Annotated in this window: 17 protein-coding genes; 3 read left to right on the top strand and 14 right to left on the bottom strand. The window is 36.1% G+C overall.

From position 1 onward, the window contains the following. The first annotated feature begins 33 nt into the window (after positions 1 to 33). Together STERM_RS00585 and STERM_RS00580 are read left to right on the top strand one after the other, a co-directional pair. On the top strand, positions 34 to 783 hold the full coding sequence (locus tag STERM_RS00585; RefSeq protein WP_012859606.1) for a sulfite exporter TauE/SafE family protein: 750 nt from the start codon (positions 34 to 36) through the stop codon (positions 781 to 783). 114 nt (positions 784 to 897) lie between these two features. Beyond that, positions 898 to 1,368, top strand: a complete 471-nt coding sequence (locus tag STERM_RS00580) for a YbaK/EbsC family protein (protein WP_012859605.1) — start codon at positions 898 to 900, stop codon at positions 1,366 to 1,368. A gap of 78 nt (positions 1,369 to 1,446) precedes the next feature. On the opposite strand, the gene STERM_RS00575 is transcribed toward STERM_RS00580, so the two are convergent. Both STERM_RS00575 and STERM_RS00570 read right to left on the bottom strand, forming a co-directional pair. Further along, on the bottom strand, positions 1,447 to 3,888 hold the full coding sequence (locus STERM_RS00575; protein ID WP_012859604.1) for an FAD-dependent oxidoreductase: 2,442 nt from the start codon (positions 3,886 to 3,888) through the stop codon (positions 1,447 to 1,449). 17 nt (positions 3,889 to 3,905) lie between these two features. Next, positions 3,906 to 4,118, bottom strand: coding sequence for an AbrB/MazE/SpoVT family DNA-binding domain-containing protein (locus tag STERM_RS00570; RefSeq protein ID WP_012859603.1), 213 nt, complete (start codon positions 4,116 to 4,118; stop codon positions 3,906 to 3,908). 179 nt (positions 4,119 to 4,297) lie between these two features. Here STERM_RS00570 and STERM_RS20955 point away from each other — a divergent pair, with 179 nt between their 5' ends. After that, positions 4,298 to 4,957: a hypothetical protein gene (locus STERM_RS20955; RefSeq protein WP_012859602.1), complete on the top strand. Its 660-nt coding sequence runs from the start codon at positions 4,298 to 4,300 to the stop codon at positions 4,955 to 4,957. A gap of 415 nt (positions 4,958 to 5,372) precedes the next feature. Here STERM_RS20955 and ilvC read toward each other — a convergent pair whose 3' ends face one another. The 12 genes from ilvC to ilvB form a co-directional block, all read right to left on the bottom strand. After that, positions 5,373 to 6,452 carry a ketol-acid reductoisomerase gene (gene ilvC, locus STERM_RS00555; protein WP_012859601.1) on the bottom strand — a complete coding sequence of 360 codons (1,080 nt, stop codon included), beginning with the start codon at positions 6,450 to 6,452 and terminating at the stop codon, positions 5,373 to 5,375. A gap of 59 nt (positions 6,453 to 6,511) precedes the next feature. Next, positions 6,512 to 7,702, bottom strand: a complete 1,191-nt coding sequence (locus tag STERM_RS00550; protein WP_012859600.1) for an aminotransferase-like domain-containing protein — start codon at positions 7,700 to 7,702, stop codon at positions 6,512 to 6,514. A gap of 17 nt (positions 7,703 to 7,719) precedes the next feature. Continuing rightward, positions 7,720 to 8,778 carry a 3-isopropylmalate dehydrogenase gene (gene leuB / locus STERM_RS00545; RefSeq protein WP_012859599.1) on the bottom strand — a complete coding sequence of 353 codons (1,059 nt, stop codon included), beginning with the start codon at positions 8,776 to 8,778 and terminating at the stop codon, positions 7,720 to 7,722. A 23-nt stretch (positions 8,779 to 8,801) separates the two neighbouring features. Continuing rightward, positions 8,802 to 9,347, bottom strand: coding sequence for a LeuD/DmdB family oxidoreductase small subunit (locus tag STERM_RS00540; RefSeq protein ID WP_012859598.1), 546 nt, complete (start codon positions 9,345 to 9,347; stop codon positions 8,802 to 8,804). Positions 9,348 to 9,467: 120 nt separating this feature from the next. Continuing rightward, positions 9,468 to 9,935 carry a DKNYY domain-containing protein gene (locus STERM_RS00535; protein WP_012859597.1) on the bottom strand — a complete coding sequence of 156 codons (468 nt, stop codon included), beginning with the start codon at positions 9,933 to 9,935 and terminating at the stop codon, positions 9,468 to 9,470. A 239-nt stretch (positions 9,936 to 10,174) separates the two neighbouring features. Beyond that, the gene (locus STERM_RS00530; RefSeq protein WP_012859596.1) at positions 10,175 to 10,492 is read right to left on the bottom strand and encodes an SH3 domain-containing protein; all 318 of its coding nucleotides are present in this window, start codon (positions 10,490 to 10,492) and stop codon (positions 10,175 to 10,177) included. A 31-nt stretch (positions 10,493 to 10,523) separates the two neighbouring features. Further along, positions 10,524 to 11,825 (bottom strand): 3-isopropylmalate dehydratase large subunit, encoded by a 1,302-nt coding sequence (locus STERM_RS00525; RefSeq protein WP_211205127.1) that lies wholly within the window; start codon positions 11,823 to 11,825, stop codon positions 10,524 to 10,526. Between the two features lie 103 nt (positions 11,826 to 11,928). Further along, on the bottom strand, positions 11,929 to 12,771 hold the full coding sequence (locus STERM_RS00520) for a metallophosphoesterase (protein ID WP_244407204.1): 843 nt from the start codon (positions 12,769 to 12,771) through the stop codon (positions 11,929 to 11,931). 39 nt (positions 12,772 to 12,810) lie between these two features. After that, positions 12,811 to 14,400, bottom strand: coding sequence for a citramalate synthase (gene cimA, locus STERM_RS00515; RefSeq protein WP_012859593.1), 1,590 nt, complete (start codon positions 14,398 to 14,400; stop codon positions 12,811 to 12,813). Next, a complete protein-coding gene (locus STERM_RS00510) occupies positions 14,393 to 15,910 on the bottom strand; it encodes a 2-isopropylmalate synthase (protein ID WP_012859592.1) in 1,518 nt (505 codons plus the stop codon). Before STERM_RS00510 ends, cimA begins: the two co-directional genes overlap by 8 nt. 23 nt (positions 15,911 to 15,933) lie before the next feature. Beyond that, positions 15,934 to 16,422 carry an acetolactate synthase small subunit gene (gene ilvN, locus STERM_RS00505; protein WP_012859591.1) on the bottom strand — a complete coding sequence of 163 codons (489 nt, stop codon included), beginning with the start codon at positions 16,420 to 16,422 and terminating at the stop codon, positions 15,934 to 15,936. Then, complete coding sequence (gene ilvB, locus STERM_RS00500; protein ID WP_012859590.1) at positions 16,423 to 18,129, bottom strand: biosynthetic-type acetolactate synthase large subunit; 1,707 nt, start codon at positions 18,127 to 18,129, stop codon at positions 16,423 to 16,425. Positions 18,130 to 18,140 lie beyond the last annotated feature (11 nt).

Raw genomic sequence — 18,140 nt, 5'->3', positions numbered from 1 at the left:
CGGAAATACTGTAAATTAATAGGAGAAAATTTTATGATATTTTTTTTAATAGGTTTATTTTCTACAATAATAGGCTCTATAGTGGGAATAGGCGGCGGATTAATTATAAGACCGGCGCTTGCAGGTATGGGAGCTGCAAAAAGTCTTGCATCATTTACATCTTCAATAGTAGTTCTTTCCATGTCATCTGTTACTCTTATAACCTATATAAGAAAAAAAGTACATATAAAAATTAAAAAAATTCTGATTCTGGCAGCAGGCAGTATAATCGGAGGATTTTTAGGAGGGACTCTCTTAAAATTTGTCAGTGAAAGCTTTATAGACAGGACATATATATTTATGCTGATACTTGTTTTACTTTCTGTAGTTTACAGGAATAAAATTCCGAAAATGAATATTAAAAATCCATTTCCGCAATTTTTCATAGGAATTATTACCGGGGGACTGTCAGGATTTTTTGGTATAGGCGGAGGCCCGTTTCAGGTCAGCACACTGATCATTTTTTTCGGGCTTGATATCAAAGAAGCCTCTGTAGACAGTATCTTTATCACATTTTTAACTACGATAAGTTCACTGACCAAATACACACTAAACGGTTATACAGACTTTTCACTGGCTGTTTATATGATTCCTGCAGCTATACTCGGCGGTTATATAGGAAGCCATCTGAACAGAAAAATCAATGAAAAAAAAATTGCACTAATTTTTATAATCTCTGTTCTTTTGATATTAACAGTTCAGACTTATATTGTAATTACCCGATACCTTGCATTTATAAAATAGATCAATTAAACTGTAGCAATTTCAGTACTCCGATGTTATAATAATGAAAAATAACAGTGCAATATCTGATTCATTTTCAGTTAAATAATAACCACACTGGGATAGGAGCAATCAATGGCAATAGAACCGGTAAAGGAATTTTTCAAAAAATTTAATATGGAAGAAAAAATTATGGAATTCGATACCTCCAGTGCAACGGTGGAACTGGCAGCACAGGCTCTGAATGTAATTCCTGCAAGAATAGCAAAAACTCTTGCTTTCAAAAAAGATAACAGCTGTATTCTTATTGTAACATCCGGAGATGTTAAAATAGATAACCCGAAATTCAAGTCAGTATTTGAAATAAAAGCAAAAATGCCTTCTGCTGAAGAAGTTTTATCCCTGACAGGACATGCTGCGGGTGGTGTCTGCCCTTTTGCAGTATCTGAGAATATTCCTGTTTATCTGGATATTTCTTTAAAACGCTTTGATACTGTTTTTCCTGCCTGCGGCAGCAGTAACAGCGCAATAGAACTTACATGTGACGAATTATTCAGATATTCGGATGCAGAAAAGTGGATTGATGTGTGTAAAAATAAAGAATAAAGAAAAAATCGCCGGGGAAGTTATATAACTATCCGGCGATTTAAAATATTATTATTTATCCTGTTTATTTTTATAAAATTATATAAATAAATTATGATTTGCCTTGTTTGCATTTTCCATATAGGTTGCCACTCCGCCATATTCGATATTTTCTATTAATTCATCCTTTTTTATTCCCATTACATCCATAGACATTGTACAGGCCGTTATTTTTCCTCCGTTTTCTATATACTGTTCCAGTAAAGATTCAAGAGATTCTATGTTTTTAGTTTTCATCACTTTATTTATCATTTTTCGTCCCAGTCCAAAAAAATTCATATTCGATAATTTTAATTTACTGACTCCTTTCGGCATCATTATTCCAAAACATTTCTCTATTATTCCTTTTTTTGACCTTGTCTTATAATTGCTTTTTCTCAAAACATTCAATCCCCAGAAAGTAAAGAAAATTGATACACTGTTTCCCATTGCCAAAGCCCCGTTTGCTATTACCAAGGCCGCAAAAACTTTATCAAAATCTCCGCTGAATATAACCAAGGATGTACTGTTTTCCTTGACTGCTTCCTCATCCGGCTTTTTTGACAGTAAAAAACTTTCTCCTTTTTTTATCTCTGCCAGAATTTCCCCGTCTGTATTTTCTATGTTCAATAACGTATTTCCTGTCTGTCTTGTCCACACTTTAATATCATTTTCAAATCCCGGGTCTGTCGCTTTGACCTCCAGTACCTCTCCGGTTTTTAATTCTGAAATTTTATTTTTTATTTTTATAATCGGACCGGGACACTGCAGTCCAGTGACATCCAGTATTTTTTTATCTGCCGAATTCAAACCTGATATACTCCTATGCTTATCATTTTTTATGTCATTTTCAAATTTTATTCTGTTATCCTGAGGCATCAAAGCTGATTTATAAATACTAAAACCGCCGTTCAGGTTTTTGACCTTATAACCGTTATTTACCAATATTCTTTGTGCATTATATCCTCTCTGTCCCACCTTACAGTATACAATATATTCTTTATTTTTATCCAGTTTCCCCATATTTTCTCTTAAAGTATTTAACGGCATATTTACTGCGCCCTGAATATGATCTATATTATATTCGTCTTCAGTCCGGACATCTATTAACCCGATTTTATCCGTTTCATTCCAGCTGACAGTTTCCAGACCGTCTCTTTTTATATTTTCTGCCATATATGAAGCATAATTTATAATGTCCTTCGCTGAATTAAACGGCGGTGCATAAGCAGTTTCCAAATCTTTCAGTTTGTAAACAGAGATATTTCCCAATATTGCCGTTGCTATAATATCTATTTTTTTATCCGCACCTTTTTCTCCCACAGCCTGAGCCCCGAAAATCTTACCTGTCTCAGGCTCAAACAATATCTTAAAGTAAATATCGGAAGCTCCGGGATAATATCCCGCATGATCTGCCTTAATTATAAATAAAGACTTATAATTAATGTCCTGTTTTTTCAGATATTTCTCATTTATACCTGTCGAAGCTGCAGTCATATTAAAAAACTTCATAATCGATGTTCCAATTGTTCCTGTATATTTTTCTTCTCTTCCGAGAATATTGTCTGCAGCAGTTCTTCCCTGTTTATTTGCCGGACCGGCTAAAGGAACCAATGCTTTTTGTCCGGTTATCGCATTTCTTATTTCTATCACATCCCCTGCTGCATAAATATCACTGTCACTGGTTTTCAGATACTCATCTACTTCCACAGCACCCTTGGAACTCATTTTTAGTCCTGCATTTTTGGCAAGCTCCGAGTCGGGAACTACCCCTATGGAAGCTATTATTATATCAGTTTCCACTACTTCGCCCGATTTAAGCTTTATGATTTTTTTCTTCCCTGAATTACTTATCTCAGTAATATCACTGTTTAGATATAAGGCAATATTTCTTCTTTTTATTTCCCCGTGTATAAATGATGCCATTTCGGGGTCCAGCGGTGCCATAACCTGATCAGCCTTCTCTATGATTGTGACATTTATATTTTTATGTTTCAGATTTTCGGCTGTTTCCAGACCAATAAATCCTCCGCCTATAATAACTGCATTTTTATAACCATCAGAATCAATACAGCTGCTTATTTTTTCCATATCTTCTATATTTCTGAGTGTCAGATACCCGGCCTCCTCCAAACCTTTTATATCCGGTACGAACGGCTTTGCTCCTGTAGAAATCAAAAGCTTGTCATATGATTCAGTATATTCGTCATTAGTTTCAATATTTTTTATTTTTATCTCTTTTTTTTCTCTGTTTATAGATACAGCCTCTGATTTTACCCTGACATCCAGATTAAATTTCTCTTTCAGTGTAGAAGGGGTTTCCAGAAGCAGGCTGTCTTTTTCTTTTATTACACCGCCGATATAGTATGGAAGACCGCAATTGGCAAAACTGACATACCCTGACTTTTCAATCACAATAATATCAGATTTTTCATCCAGTCGTCTCAGCCTTGCTGCTGCGCTCATCCCACCTGCGACACCGCCGATAATTATTATTTTCATTTTTCATCACCTGCACTTTAGTTATTTTTTTCCTTTAATACGATTTCCGCCAATTCCTCAAGACTGTTTGCATTGATAATTCTTATACCTTCTTCTTTATTCCCCAGAAGAATTAAATTATCCCCCTGCTTCAAACCGAGCTCTTCACGTATAGCCTTCGGAATCACTATCTGTCCTCTTTCTCCCAGTTTAGCTGTACTGCATTCATATTCTTTATTTTTATATTTCATTTTTTCTCCTTTTGATTTTTCATATTTTTCATTTATTTCATATTTATATGATAAATCATATTTTATAAAAAAGCAAGTTAATTTGAAAATAATTCATTTGAAAATTATTTTTATATCTTTCGCAAATTATAAAATTTATATGATATAATCTGAATTATTATACAAGGGAGGATATATGATTGCCTAAACTGGACGAGAAATCTGTTATTAACTTAGCCGAAGAATATATAAAAAAATATAAATTACATAAAGGATTCCCTGAGTATAAATTTCAATTTATACGATTCTCTCCTTCACCTTCTCTTTACAGTGACGAACCAATCTGGGAAGTAGCTTATGATGCAGAAGGGTGGGATGATTTACAGCATTCAATAATTATTTCGGATACAGAACAAATAGCTTTATGTGTATCAGGGTTTCAGCCTGTATGGCTTCCTAAAGAATTTCAGGAAAAAGAAGAAAAACTGACTAAAAGAGAAAAGCGTCTGAAAAGAAAAGGCGAGCTGCCTGATTATAAAATAGATTCATATGCCTTTACCTCAAAATATCCCTGTTTATATGTCGATTTTAATGAAATTATATCTGATGACTGTGTGCTGCTGTCACAAAATAGTGTTAAATCTGATTTTTGGGGAAATCCTGTTCTTTTGCGTGAAGGTCTTAAAGTAATCGGCTACATGCAGGATGAAAATACCGGCGGAATGAGAGATGATCTGATAGTCTCAGGTGTCTGCACAAGAAATACCACTGATATTTTTTTACACGTTCGCTGGTTATTAAAATTTGATAGTAAAATACACTTTATTAGTGATCTGGAAAAAGAAGATATTAAAATATAAAAATTATTTTCCACATTTTTATTTTTCTTACTTGTGAGAAAACTCTGATAGATTATCTTTGCTTCTAAACTAATACAGGTTTCACTGGAAAACTAACTGTTAAAATACTACATTCTGGAACAGACAGTCCGGAAAAGCAGAGCTGTAATTCCCTAAGATCAGGATCAGAGTTCCAGTAATTTCACAAGTATACACGACATCTTGTTTACACTATTGAGGAAATAATAAGCCGACTTTTTATGCAGAGTAAAAATCAAATTATCAGTAAAAACTGAGCTGTATCTAGACATAAATACTGAATACAGGTCTTTTTTATAATGTTTATCTTTATTTTTTTGTTTCTTTCCTTGATTTACAATACCATAAAAATATCACTAAAAAAGCCGTATCCTAAGATACGACCTTTATATAGTTACTATTTTGTCACTTTTTCTTTCTGCTGCTCTAAAATTCCTTTTATATTTACAGTTACTTCTACTTCTTCCTTGTTATCTATCCAAGACATAAGAGTTCTTAATTCTGCCCCTACTTTTTCTATGGCATGCTCTGCAGCTTCTTCTCTTTTCTGTTTTAGGAAAGGTGCTCCTGCTTTGTAGTCGTCTACGAAAGTATCAGCAAATTTTCCTGACTGAATAGCTGTAAGAACTTCTCTCATTACTTTTTTTGTATCATCTGTTATTATTTTCGGACCAATCAAATAATCTCCGAATTCTGCTGTATTAGAGATAGAGTGTCTCATTTTTCCAAATCCGCCTTCATATAATAAGTCTACGATCAGCTTCATTTCATGCAGACATTCAAAATAAGCATTTATAGGATCATATCCTGCTTCTACAAGAACTTCAAATCCAGTTTTGATTAATTCTGTAACTCCTCCGCATAATACTGCCTGTTCACCAAATAAATCAGTTTCTGTTTCCTGTTTAAACGAAGTTTCAATAATTCCTGATCTTCCTCCGCCTACACCAGAAGCCCATGCTAAAGCTACTTCTCTTGTATCTCCGCTTGGATCCTGATATACAGCTACAAGACAAGGTACTCCGCTTCCTTCTTTAAATGTTCTTCTTACTAAGTGTCCCGGTCCTTTTGGTGCTACCATGAAAACATTTACAGTATCTTTAGGAACCAGTTTTTTATAATGAATATTAAACCCGTGTCCAAAACCTAAATAAGCTCCGTCTTTCAAATAAGGCGCTACTTCCTTTTCATAAGTATCGGCCTGTGATTCATCCGGAGTAAGAATCATAACTACATCAGCATCTTTCACAGCATCAGCAGTTTCCTTTACTACAAATCCGGCTTTTTCAGCATCAGCCCATGACTTTGACTCTTTTCTAAGTCCTATTGTCACGTCCATTCCGCTGTCTTTAAGGTTTAAAGAGTGGGCATGTCCCTGTGACCCGTAACCTACTACTGTTATTTTCTTCCCCTTTAACAGGTCTAAATTACAATCTTCATCATAATAAACCGTTTTCCCTAGTATTTCTTTTGACATTACTTTTACCTCCATATATTTATTTATGGATATCCTGACTATGGACTATCCTGTGTTTGCTAATTTTTTTCCGACAAAAGCTCTTTTATTCCCTCTGCCAGTATTTTTATACCTTCCTCTATCTTATCCTCAGTACTGTTTGTATAATTTAGCCTGAAAGCATTCACCCCTTCTTTACCCGTATAAAACGGATCTCCCGGTACAAAGGCTACTTTTTTCTTTATTGCTATATTAAACAAATCCATTGAAGAATATTTTTCAGGAAGTGTTACCCATATAAACATTCCGCCTTCTGGCTTTGTAGTCTGTACTTCTTTTGGAAAATACTTTTCTATTGAATTAACCATACAGTCTCTTTGTTTTTTGTAGAGATCAGTGATTTTTTCTATATGCACTTCTATATTATTTTCTTTCAGATATTCATAAACAACTCTCTGTGAAAAATAATTACTGTGCAAATCTGCTCCCTGCTTGGCAATTATTAGTTTTTCCATAATTTCATGACCGGCATGTATCCATCCCAGTCTCATTCCCGGAGAAACTATCTTGGAAAAAGAACCGAGCAGAATAACATTATCATTCATATATTTTTTCATTGACGGAACTCTGCTGCCCATAAATCTTAATTCTCCGTAAGGATCATCTTCTATGAGTATCGTATCAGAGCCTTTCATAAAACCAGCTATCTGTTTTCTGTTTTCCTCAGAATATGTAATACCTGACGGATTTTGAAAATTCGGTACTGCATAAAATAATTTCGGATTATATTTTTCTATGCTTTCTTTCAATTTTTCAGTATCTACTCCGTCATGGTTCATGAGAACTGTCTTAAACTCAGGCTCAAACATTGAAAATGCCTGTATTGCCCCGAGATATCCCGGCTCCTCCATAAGCATGCAGTCGCCTTTATTCAGAAATACTTTTCCTATAAGATCCAGACCCTGCTGTGATCCGTTTGTTATAAGTATTTCATCAGGAGGTACTACTACACCTGAATTTTTCAAATATCTTTCTGATATATATTCCCTGAGCGGAAGATACCCTTCTGTAGTGCTGTACTGAAGAATATTTTCCCCATCTTCTTCCAGTATCTTGTCTGTTGCTTCCTGTATCTTTTTTATGGGAAATGAAATAGGATTCGGAAGACCTCCGGCAAACGATATTATCTCGGGATTCCCCACTACTTTCAGGATCTCTCTTATGAATGATTTTTGCGCATTGTTCATTCTGTCTGCGAATCTCAGATTCATTCTTTACGCCTTCTTTCTTATAATCTTTCTTTTATTAATTCTCCCATTTCCACAGTTCCTACTTTTTTAGTTCCTTCACTATATATGTCTCCTGTTCTGTAGCCTTCATTCAGAACTGCTTCTACGGCTTTCTCTATTGTATCTGCCTCTTCTGTTAAGTTAAATGAGTATCTAAGCATCATTGCCACTGACAGTATAGTTGCTATAGGATTGGCAATTCCTTTCCCGGCTATATCTGGAGCTGATCCATGTATAGGCTCATATAATCCCACTTTTCCGTCTCCCAGGCTTGCAGAAGGCAGCATTCCTATCGATCCAGTCAGCATACTTGCCTCATCGGAAAGTATATCTCCAAAAGTATTCTCAGTTACTATTGTATCGAATTGTCTTGGATTTATAACTAGCTGCATCGCTGCATTATCAGCATACATATGGATTAGTTCCACATCTGGATAATCTTTCCCCATCTCTATTGCTACTTCTTTCCATAATTTTGAACTGTCTAATACATTTGCCTTTTCTACGCTTGTCAGTTTTTTTGATCTTAGTCTTGCTATTTCAAAACCTTTTTTTACTATTCTCTCTATTTCTCCTCTTGTATAATACATAGTGTCGTATGCATAATCCTTTGTAAGCTCTTTCTTACCGAAGTAAAGTCCTCCTGTAAGCTCTCTTATTACCATCATATCCAGACCGTCTCCGATTATTTCAGGCTTTAAAGGGCTTGCATCCTTTAATGCATTGTATAAAATAGCCGGTCTCAGGTTAGTATAAAGCTCAAGAGCTTTTCTTATCCCTAAAAGACCTTTTTCCGGTCTTATAGCCGGATCGATAACGTCCCATTTAGGCCCTCCTACTGCACCTAAGAGTACAGCATCACTGTTTTTACATAATTCTACAGTTTCATCTGTCAGAGGCTTACCGAATTTATCAATTGATTCCCCTCCCAGATATCCCTGTTCATAATTAAATTTATGTCCAAACTTTTCACCTATTTTATCCAAGACTTTTATCGCCTCATTTACTATCTCCGGACCAATTCCGTCACCTTTTAAAACAGCTATTTTAAAGTCCATTTCTTCTCCTTTCCTGATTATAATTAGATATTTTTATTATTTTTCGCATAATTAAATAAACCGCCGGCTTCGATGATATCTTTTACATCTCCCAGACTTCTAAGCTCGAAAGTCTGTCCCTTTGTAATATTAGTTATCGTTCCTTTTTCCACGTCTATTTCCACTTCATCATCAGTAGCAAAGCTTTCTTTTATTGAAGCAGGTGTTTCAAACGGAACTAAAAATCCTCCGTCAACAGAATTTCTATAAAAAATTCTTGCATAATCTTCTGCTACTACTGCTTTTATTCCTGCTTTTTCCAAAGCTAAAGGTGCATGCTCTCTTGACGATCCGCAGCCGAAATTTTTACCTGCTACCATAACAACATACTCGGAAGTATATTCACCATCTTTTATAAACGGCTTATCTCCTGCTATATCAGCAGGCAGTCCTGACATGGCATACTTCCCGTATAATTTTACTTCCTCAGGATCATCAATTTTATATACCAGATGCATTGCCGGAATAATCTGGTCTGTATCAATATTATCACCTAATACGTATACTTTTCCTTTTATTACTTTCTCCATTTCTTCCTCCGTTCCATATTTTATTAATTTTATCTTTCTTTCTCTTCCCCGCTTATCACAAATCCGGGAATAATATCCTTTCATTATGATAAGCCCGGAAAGATTTTATCAATTATTTACTTATTTACCCAGTGCATTTCCGTTTTTATAAAGTACTCTTCCATTTAATACTTTTAGATAAAAATCGTTCATTCCGATATCTTCACCTTTACAGTCAGGATTCTTATTGTCGATTTTAGTATTGTGTACTTCATAAGTTCTTAAATTATCAATTTTACCGCTGTAGTCCATTAATTTCTTATCCAGATAGTAAACAGCATTATCAATTGCATAATAGCCGTAATCCAAAGAATTAAATTTCGTAGGATCAATACCAGTAAATTCTTTTCCTCTGATATATAATTTCCCGTCCTTAATGAACATGATATTTCTTTCATTGTACTGTCTTAATTCCACAAAAAACATAGAGTCTGTCGTGTCTTCCCCAAATGCATTCTTAAAATAATCTGTTGGTTCTACGTTACATGCTGCATAAAATATAGCTGACAGACATATAAACAGTGTTAAGATTACCTTTTTCATAGTCATCACTTCCTCCATAATATTTTATTTATATAAATTTGTTACAAACATTATATTATCTTTCAAAGCAATAAATATTCCAAAATCACATCTTCAAACCCACATATTCTTTTTTCACTTTTGTACCTTTATAGTATACTACTTTTTTCTATGTTCGTCATTAGAATTTCAATCATTATTTTCAGCGGTTCATAATATATATTTTATCCCTTGTAAAACCAGCCGGAATCATCTAAGATACTTTCTTAAATTGTTTTTACATTATCGCCGGGAATCCAGCCGTAAGATTCATTTTGTGTTCTGCAGTAAAGCCAGTTATTTTTTATCAGCAGTACCTCCAGAATATCCCCGGATTCTGCATCCAGCTCTGTAGGATTATAATCAGCAGTGAGTTTCCCGTTTTCAAAGTAATCCTCATGTATATAAGTACTGTAACCTTCTATTTCACAGCTATACCATGCAAAAAATTCATTGCATTCATCTTTTAGCAAAATAGTGCTTCCTGCCTTAAATAAAGGAAAATTACCTTCTGACACATGTTTTTTATTTACTTTTACCTTCACCGGCAATCCTCCCTGATCAAATGATTTTTCTTTATTTTTCCCAACCTAAGAATTCTCTCGGATCAGTAATGTGCCCTGTTACTGCTGAAGCTGCCGCAGTATAAGGTGATGCCAGATAAACCTGTGAATCCATAGATCCCATTCTTCCCGGGAAGTTTCTGTTTGTAGTAGATATTACCACTTCATTTGCATGTGTTCTTCCGAAAGTATCTACAGGTCCTCCAAGACAAGCTGCACATGAAGGCGGTCCTATTTTGCATCCTGCTTTTTCAAATATCTCCATGCAAGTTTCCCCGTCTATTATTATCTTTGAAAGAGCTTCCTCTACTTTTACGGTAGACGGAACTATAAATGTTTCTATAGCTACCTTTCTTCCCTTTAGTATTTTTGCCGCTGCCACGAAATCCGTAGTTTTTCCTCCTGTACAAGAACCTATGTATGCTCTGTCCAGCTTTACATCACCAAGGTTTTTCGCAAGGTCTGTATTTCCTGGATTAAAAGGCTTAGCCACTATAGGCTCCATTTCATTGGCATTATATTTATATTCTGCCGAATAATCAGCGTCTTTATCTGAATAAATCAATTCAAAAGGCTTATCAGTTTTTTCCGTAACATATTCCACAGTTATTTCGTCAGGCTCTATAATTCCGCATTTTCCTCCTGCTTCAATTGCCATATTACAGATTGTCATTCTTTCTTCCATGTTAAATCCGTGAATTGCATCCCCGTCAAACTGCATGCACTTATATGTAGCACCGTCAAAGCCGATGTCGCCTATTACTTTCAGCACTACATCTTTTCCCATTACATATTCAGGAAACTTTCCTTCAAATGTAAATCTCATAGTTTCCGGCACCTTCACCCAGAGTTTTCCTGTCCCGAGAATAAAAGCCGCATCTGTATTTCCTATTCCTGTGGCGAATTCCCCGAAGGCTCCTGCTGTACAAGTATGCGAATCTGTTCCGAAAAGAACCTCTCCCGGTCTTGTATGTCCTTCCTGCGCAAGTGCAGTATGGCATACTCCTTTGTATTTATTAGTAAACGGCGGATAAAAATACTTTAATTCCTGTTCTACCGCAAACTGGTTTACATACTCTATATTTCTCATAGCATGTTCATTTTTAGTAAAAATATAATGATCTGGTACAAGTACTATTTTTTCATTGTTCCAAACCTTTGCATTTTCACCAAAATTTTTCTTAAAAATTGCCATACTTCCCGGTCCTGTTACATCATGTGTCATTAAAACATCCACATTTACCCAGATATTCTCCCCGGGCTTGACCTCATCCTTTCCGGATTTTTTGGCTAAAATCTTTTCTACAATTGTCATTCCCACTAATGGTTCCTCCTCTTTATCTTTTAATTACATTTATAATAATTTTTCGCTTATATATTTAGTATATCATATTTGAGTTTCATATTAACTTTTTTTATTATATTTTTTTTAATTTCACTATTACTATTTCAGGCTGTGCGAAAAATCTGACATACTGACCAAAAACACTGCCCCCGAGTCCTGATGTTATGTATATTTTATGGTTATCAAAGTTTTTCATTCCATATCTGTATTTTTCCCCGTATCTTGTTACAGAACCGGTAAACGGAGAGAACAACCCGAAAAAACTCGCCTGTCCCGCATGAATATGTCCTGAAAGTGTTATATCTGCCTTCTCTTTTTCACTAGAAGCCATTTCTTCAAAATAATCAGGATTATGCGAAAGGAATATCACAAAATCTTTTTTATCTGCATCTTCCAAAACCATTTTTGCATCAGGGTTTCCAAACCATAAATCCTCCACACCGGCAATAATAATTTTCTGACCGTTTTTCTCTATTTCGGTTTTTTCATTATCAAGATTTTTTATTCCAGTTTTTTCAATCATTTCCAATACCAGTGTATGGTTGGAATAATCGTGATTACCTGTTACCGAATATATTCCGTATTCAGGTTTTTTCACTTTTTGAAATTCAGTAAAAAACGGAATTACTTTTCCTTCCCAGTTAGTATAATCACCGCCCAGCAGAATTATATCCTTATCAGTATTATTCATGATATCAATTGCTTTGTTAAGAGCCTTTTTATTAAAGCTGTTTCTTGCATCGAACTGAAAATCTGCAGCATACATGATTCTCATACCGTCAAAGCTCTCGGGAATATCTGCTGAAGCTATCTCTATTTCTTTTATCTTTATATTTCCAAACTCATAACATGCATAAAAATAACAGAGAATAATTACTGTTAAAGCAGCTATAAATATCAGGAATGTTGTTTTCATCATTTTTGTAAGCATAGGAATTCAGCCTTTCTATAATTTTTATCCAAAATCCTCGAGCCTTTTCAGCGTTTCCTGTATCAGCTTGTACTCTATGGAATCTACAAGAGCTATCCAGCTGGCTTCTATTATGTCAGTAGAAACTCCTATAGTTGTCCATGAATTTTTGGCATCAGCCGATTCTATAAGAACCCTTACTTTTGAAGCTGTAGCATTTTCCTCACCCTTCAATACCCTAACCTTGTAATCAATCAGATGCATCTCTTTCAATTCGGGATAAAATCTCTCAAGAGCTATTCTAAGTGCCTGGTCAAGCGCATTTACAGGCCCGTCGCCCTCAGCAACAGTAAGCTCTATCTGATCCTTTACCTTTACTTTTACCACAGCTGTGGAATAATATTTTTTCCCGATATAGTTACCCTTTACATCAAAATACACCAGATCAAAAAACGGTTTATATTTACCCAGATACTTTCTTATGACAAGCTCAAATGTAGCCTTTGCCCCTTCAAATTGATAGCCTTGATATTCCAGCTCCTTAAGTCTTTCTATAATTCCAGCTGTAGCTTCCGAATCTCTCTGTATATCCTTATCCACTCTCCTGATTTCCTCAAGAATAGTTGACCTTCCTGATACCTCCGAAAGAAGAAACTCTCTTTCATTTCCGACCAGCTCGGGATTTATATGTTCAAAAGAGTGTGAGGCTTTGGAGACACCGTCTATATGCATCCCACCCTTATGTGCAAAAGCATTTTTCCCTATATAAGGCATGGAATCTTCTATTGTTATATTTGAAATCTCTGCTATTATTCTTGCAGTGCTTGTAAGAAGACCCAGCTTTTCACGTGGAACAAGTTCATAATCTTTTTTCAGCTGCAAATTAGCTATTATTGTAGATAAATTAGCATTTCCGCATCTTTCGCCGTATCCGAGAAATGTCCCCTGTACCTGCAGGGCTCCTGCTTCCACTGCTGCTATAGAATTCGCCACTCCGAAGCCCATATCATTATGTGCATGAATTCCTATTTTTATATCACCAAGTTTTTCTTTTACTTCTTTTGTTATTCTTGAAATTTCTTCAGGAAAGCATCCCCCGTTTGTATCACAAAGGGTAAGTATCTCTGCTCCGCCGTCTTTTGCAGCTTTTAGAGCCTCTAATGCATATTCCGGATTATTTTTATACCCGTCAAAAAAATGCTCTGCATCAAATATAACTTTCTTTCCTTTTGATTTTAAAAATAACAGTGTATCCTTTATCATTTCCAGATTATTTTCAAGTGTTGTTTTTATAATATCCGTAACATGAAAATCCCAGCTTTTTCCGAATATGGAAACATATTCCGTTCCTGCCTGCAGCAGTGAAATAAGATTCTGATCCTCCTCGGGAGCCACGTCCTTTCTTCTTGTACTGCCAAAGGCTACAAGCTTTGAATGCTTCAGCTCCACAGATTTGACGAGTTCAAAAAACTCCAGATCCTTTGGATTGGAACCGGGATTCCCGGCCTCGATATAGTCTATTCCGAAAGCATCAAGAGCCTGAGTTACAGCTATTTTATCCTTTACTGAAAATGATATTCCCCGCGCCTGTGCACCATCTCTTAAAGTTGTATCAAAGACTTCAACTTTAATCATTTTCTTCTCCTTTATAGAGCCGATTTACGGCATTTATATACGCTATGATACTGGCTTCCACTATATCCGTGCTTTGTCCTCTTCCCATATGTCTTTCGCCGTTTTTCTCTATTATCACTACTACCTGAGCCTGTGCATCTGTATCGCCTGTGATGGAATCCAGTTTGTATTCAGCCACGTCATAACTATTCCCAAGCATGTTATTTATTGCATGATATGCGGCATCTACCGGTCCGTCACCTATTGCTGTCATAGTTTGTTCTTTATTATCTATGGTAATAGTAACCTCTGCTTTTGGTTTTCCTTCTCTTCTTGTAATCTCGAAACTTTCCAGCTTTACTCTTCCCTCGAATTTACCAGCGTCACCAGTTACAAGAGATATAATATCTTCATCAAGAATATATTTTTTCTTATCTGCAAGCTTTTTAAACTCTGCAAATAATTCATCTATTTTTTCATTATCCATAGAAAATCCAAGCTTTTCCATTTTATCAACAAAAGCATGTTTTCCTGATAATTTACCAAGTACAAGGCTGTTTGTATCTCTTCCTACACTCTCCGGAGTTATTATCTCATATGTTTCAGGATTAGCCAGCACCCCGTGCTGATGAATTCCAGACTCATGAGAAAATGCATTTGCTCCCACTATTGCTTTGTTAGGCTGTGTTGCTACACCTGTAAGAAGACTGACCATCTTACTTGTAGGATAGATTTGTCTTGTATCTATTCTTGTAGTAAGATTTTCATATTTATCTTTTCTTGTAGCAAGAATCATAACCACTTCTTCAAGAGATGTATTTCCCGCTCTTTCTCCAAGACCGTTTATAGTACACTCTATCTGTGTTGCACCTGCTTCTACTGCTGCTATTGAATTTGCCACAGCAAGTCCCAGATCATTATGGCAATGTGTAGAAATATCCACTCCGTCTATTCCTTTTACATTTTCCCTTAAATACGTTATTCTCTCAAAAATTTCCGTAGGAGTTCTGTATCCCACAGTATCCGGAACATTTATTGTAGTAGCCCCTGCCGCTATAGCAGCATTATATGCTTCTGCAAGATATTCAGGCTCTGTTCTCATAGCATCCTCTGCCGAGAACTGTATATCGTCCATTAATGTTTTTCCGTATTTTACTGCTTCATATATCTTTTCCAGAATTTCTTCCTTGCCCATTTTCAGTTTATATTCTCTGTGTAACGGTGAAGTAGCAAGAAAAATATGTATTCTCTTTTTATTTGCCTTTTCTAATGCTCTTGCTGCTGTTTCTATATCTTTCTTTACAGCTCTTGCCAGACTGGCTATTGTAGAATCCTTTACATGCTCAGCTATTGTGCTTACAGCTTCAAAATCTCCCGGAGATGAAATGGCAAATCCTGCTTCTATTATATCTACCCCTAATGATTCCAGCTGTTTTGCTATTCTCAGCTTCTCCTGCGAATTCAGATTTACTCTGGGTGTCTGCTCCCCGTCTCTTAATGTGGTATCAAATATCTTTATTTTTCTAGTCATTAACTTCCTCCTTTGTTGGTATCTTACATTTTTTCCCCGCGGCTCATTGCCAATACTCCTGTTTTTGCTATTTCAAGTATACCGTAGTTATCCAGAATATCTATAAATCCTCTTAATTTTTGTACATCTCCTGTTAATTCTATAGTAAGCGATGTCGGCGAAACATCCAGCACCTTTCCTCTGTAAATCTCAGCTATCTGTACTATCTGTGCTCTTGTTTCATGATTTGCCTTTACCTTCAGAAGCATAAGCTCCCTTCTGATAACGCCCTCTTCGGGAAATACCTTTACTTTTACTACATCTATTATTTTATATACCTGTTTTTGTATCTGATCAAGTGTTTTGTCATCACCTTCCACAGTAAGGGTCAGTCTTGCATATCCTTCTTTATTTGTAACACCTGCTGTCATTTTCTGAACCTGATAACCTCTTCTGTTAAAAAGCGACATTATTCTTGATACTATCCCGTTTTTATTTTTGGCTATTATCAAAATTTCATGTCTTCTAGTCATCTAAATCTCCCCCTTTTTCCCTACCATCTGATCAACACTTGTTCCTGAGGGGATCATCGGAAAGACATTCTCTTCTTTTTCAACTATACAGTTTATCAGAACAGGCCCGTCTGTATTCAAAAGCTCTTCCATCTGAACAAGATCTTCCGGCTTTGACAGCTCTACTGATTTTATTCCATAGGCTTCACCCAGCTTTACAAAATCAGGGTTATGTTCAAGATCTACAAAAGAGTATCTTTTTTCATTAAACATTTCCTGCCACTGTCTTACCATTCCCAGATAAGAGTTATTCAAAATTACTATTTTGACAGGAAGGTTATACTGCTTTACTACCATCAGCTCCTGAATATTCATCTGTACTCCGCCGTCGCCTACTATTGTTATTACTTTCTCTTTCGGCTTTGCCACCTGTGCCCCGATTGCTGCCGGCAGTCCGAATCCCATTGTTCCGGCTCCCCCGGAAGTACATATTGTGTTCGGCTTTTCATAGTCGAGATACTGTGCCGCCCACATCTGATGCTGACCTACATCGGTTACTATTATTGCTTCTCCTTTTACTATGCTGTTTATCTTTTCCAGAACCTCCTGAGGACACAGCTTTGATTCATCCTGTTTTTTGTAAATCAGCGGGTATTCTTCTTTCCATTCCTTTATTTTTTCATGCCATTCCTTGTTATTTTTATCTTTCAGCTTTCCGTTTATTTCCGTCAGTATATTTTTCAAATCTCCTACTATTGGTATATCCGGCTTTTTATTCTTTCCTATCTCCGCAGGATCTATATCAATATGTATTATTTTTGCATTTTTACAAAATTTATCAGGATTTCCTGTAATTCTATCGTCAAATCTGATTCCTGCCGCTATTATCAGATCAGCTTCTGCAGTAGCGTAGTTTGCATAAACTGTTCCGTGCATCCCGAGCATTCCCAGCGATAATTCATTGCTTGAAGGAAAAGCTCCGAGACCCAGAAGAGTCATAGTCACAGGTATATCCATTTTTTCAGCCAGTTCTTTCAGCTCATCACTTGCATTTGCCCTTAATATTCCGGCTCCTGCTATAATTAACGGCTTTTTTGCATTTTGTATTTCTTTTACGGCTTTTTTGATCTGCATAGGATGCCCGTGATATGTAGGTTCATATCCTTCCAGCTCTATTTCCTGATTATACAGTTTTTCAAATTCTGCAAAAGGAATCTTTGCCAGCTGTATATCTTTGGGCACATCTATGAGTACAGGTCCCGGTCTTCCGGTTCTTGCTATATAATGGGCCTCCTTCATCATATGCGGCAGATCCTTTATATTCTGAACCAGATAATTGTTTTTTGTAATAGGTACTGTTATCCCCACTATGTCACTTTCCTGAAATGCATCTTTTCCCAAAAGGTTGCTTACTACCTGTCCTGTAATGGCGAGAAGAGGTATAGAGTCCATATGTGCAGTCATTATTCCTGTTACCAAATTGGTAGCTCCCGGTCCTGAAGTGGCAAGACACACACCTACTTCTCCAGAAACCCTTGCATACCCGTCAGCTTCATGTGCCGCTCCCTGTTCATGTCTTGAAAAATAATGATTAAGACCCTTAAAACTGTATAATTCATCATAAATAGGAATCACGCTTCCGCCGGGATATCCAAATATATTTTTTACTCCTAGTCTGCTGAGGCATTCCAGTATTATTCTGGCCCCGCTTATCATCTTATCTTCCATCTTTTATCACC

Source organism: Sebaldella termitidis ATCC 33386 (assembly GCF_000024405.1).
Classification (GTDB): domain Bacteria; phylum Fusobacteriota; class Fusobacteriia; order Fusobacteriales; family Leptotrichiaceae; genus Sebaldella; species Sebaldella termitidis.
The sequence above is the reverse complement of the archived record's forward strand: the minus strand, read 5'-3'. Positions and strand labels throughout refer to the sequence as shown.

What these genes read in the sequence shown, in the direction of transcription:
- cimA (WP_012859593.1), bottom strand. Translation starts at nt 14,400, where the DNA reads ATGATTAAAGTTGAAGTCTTTGATACAACTTTAAGAGATGGTGCACAG.
- leuB (WP_012859599.1), bottom strand. Translation starts at nt 8,778, where the DNA reads ATGGACTTTAAAATAGCTGTTTTAAAAGGTGACGGAATTGGTCCGGAG.
- ilvC (WP_012859601.1), bottom strand. Translation starts at nt 6,452, where the DNA reads ATGTCAAAAGAAATACTAGGGAAAACGGTTTATTATGATGAAGATTGT.
- STERM_RS00550 (WP_012859600.1), bottom strand. Translation starts at nt 7,702, where the DNA reads ATGAATCTGAGATTCGCAGACAGAATGAACAATGCGCAAAAATCATTC.
- STERM_RS00585 (WP_012859606.1), top strand. Translation starts at nt 34, where the DNA reads ATGATATTTTTTTTAATAGGTTTATTTTCTACAATAATAGGCTCTATA.
- ilvN (WP_012859591.1), bottom strand. Translation starts at nt 16,422, where the DNA reads ATGACTAGAAGACATGAAATTTTGATAATAGCCAAAAATAAAAACGGG.
- STERM_RS00525 (WP_211205127.1), bottom strand. Translation starts at nt 11,825, where the DNA reads ATGACAATTGTAGAAAAGATTTTAGCCAAAAAATCCGGAAAGGATGAG.
- STERM_RS00510 (WP_012859592.1), bottom strand. Translation starts at nt 15,910, where the DNA reads ATGACTAGAAAAATAAAGATATTTGATACCACATTAAGAGACGGGGAG.
- STERM_RS00535 (WP_012859597.1), bottom strand. Translation starts at nt 9,935, where the DNA reads ATGACTATGAAAAAGGTAATCTTAACACTGTTTATATGTCTGTCAGCT.
- ilvB (WP_012859590.1), bottom strand. Translation starts at nt 18,129, where the DNA reads ATGGAAGATAAGATGATAAGCGGGGCCAGAATAATACTGGAATGCCTC.
- STERM_RS00520 (WP_244407204.1), bottom strand. Translation starts at nt 12,771, where the DNA reads ATGAAAACAACATTCCTGATATTTATAGCTGCTTTAACAGTAATTATT.
- STERM_RS00570 (WP_012859603.1), bottom strand. Translation starts at nt 4,118, where the DNA reads ATGAAATATAAAAATAAAGAATATGAATGCAGTACAGCTAAACTGGGA.
- STERM_RS00575 (WP_012859604.1), bottom strand. Translation starts at nt 3,888, where the DNA reads ATGAAAATAATAATTATCGGCGGTGTCGCAGGTGGGATGAGCGCAGCA.
- STERM_RS00580 (WP_012859605.1), top strand. Translation starts at nt 898, where the DNA reads ATGGCAATAGAACCGGTAAAGGAATTTTTCAAAAAATTTAATATGGAA.
- STERM_RS00540 (WP_012859598.1), bottom strand. Translation starts at nt 9,347, where the DNA reads ATGGAGAAAGTAATAAAAGGAAAAGTATACGTATTAGGTGATAATATT.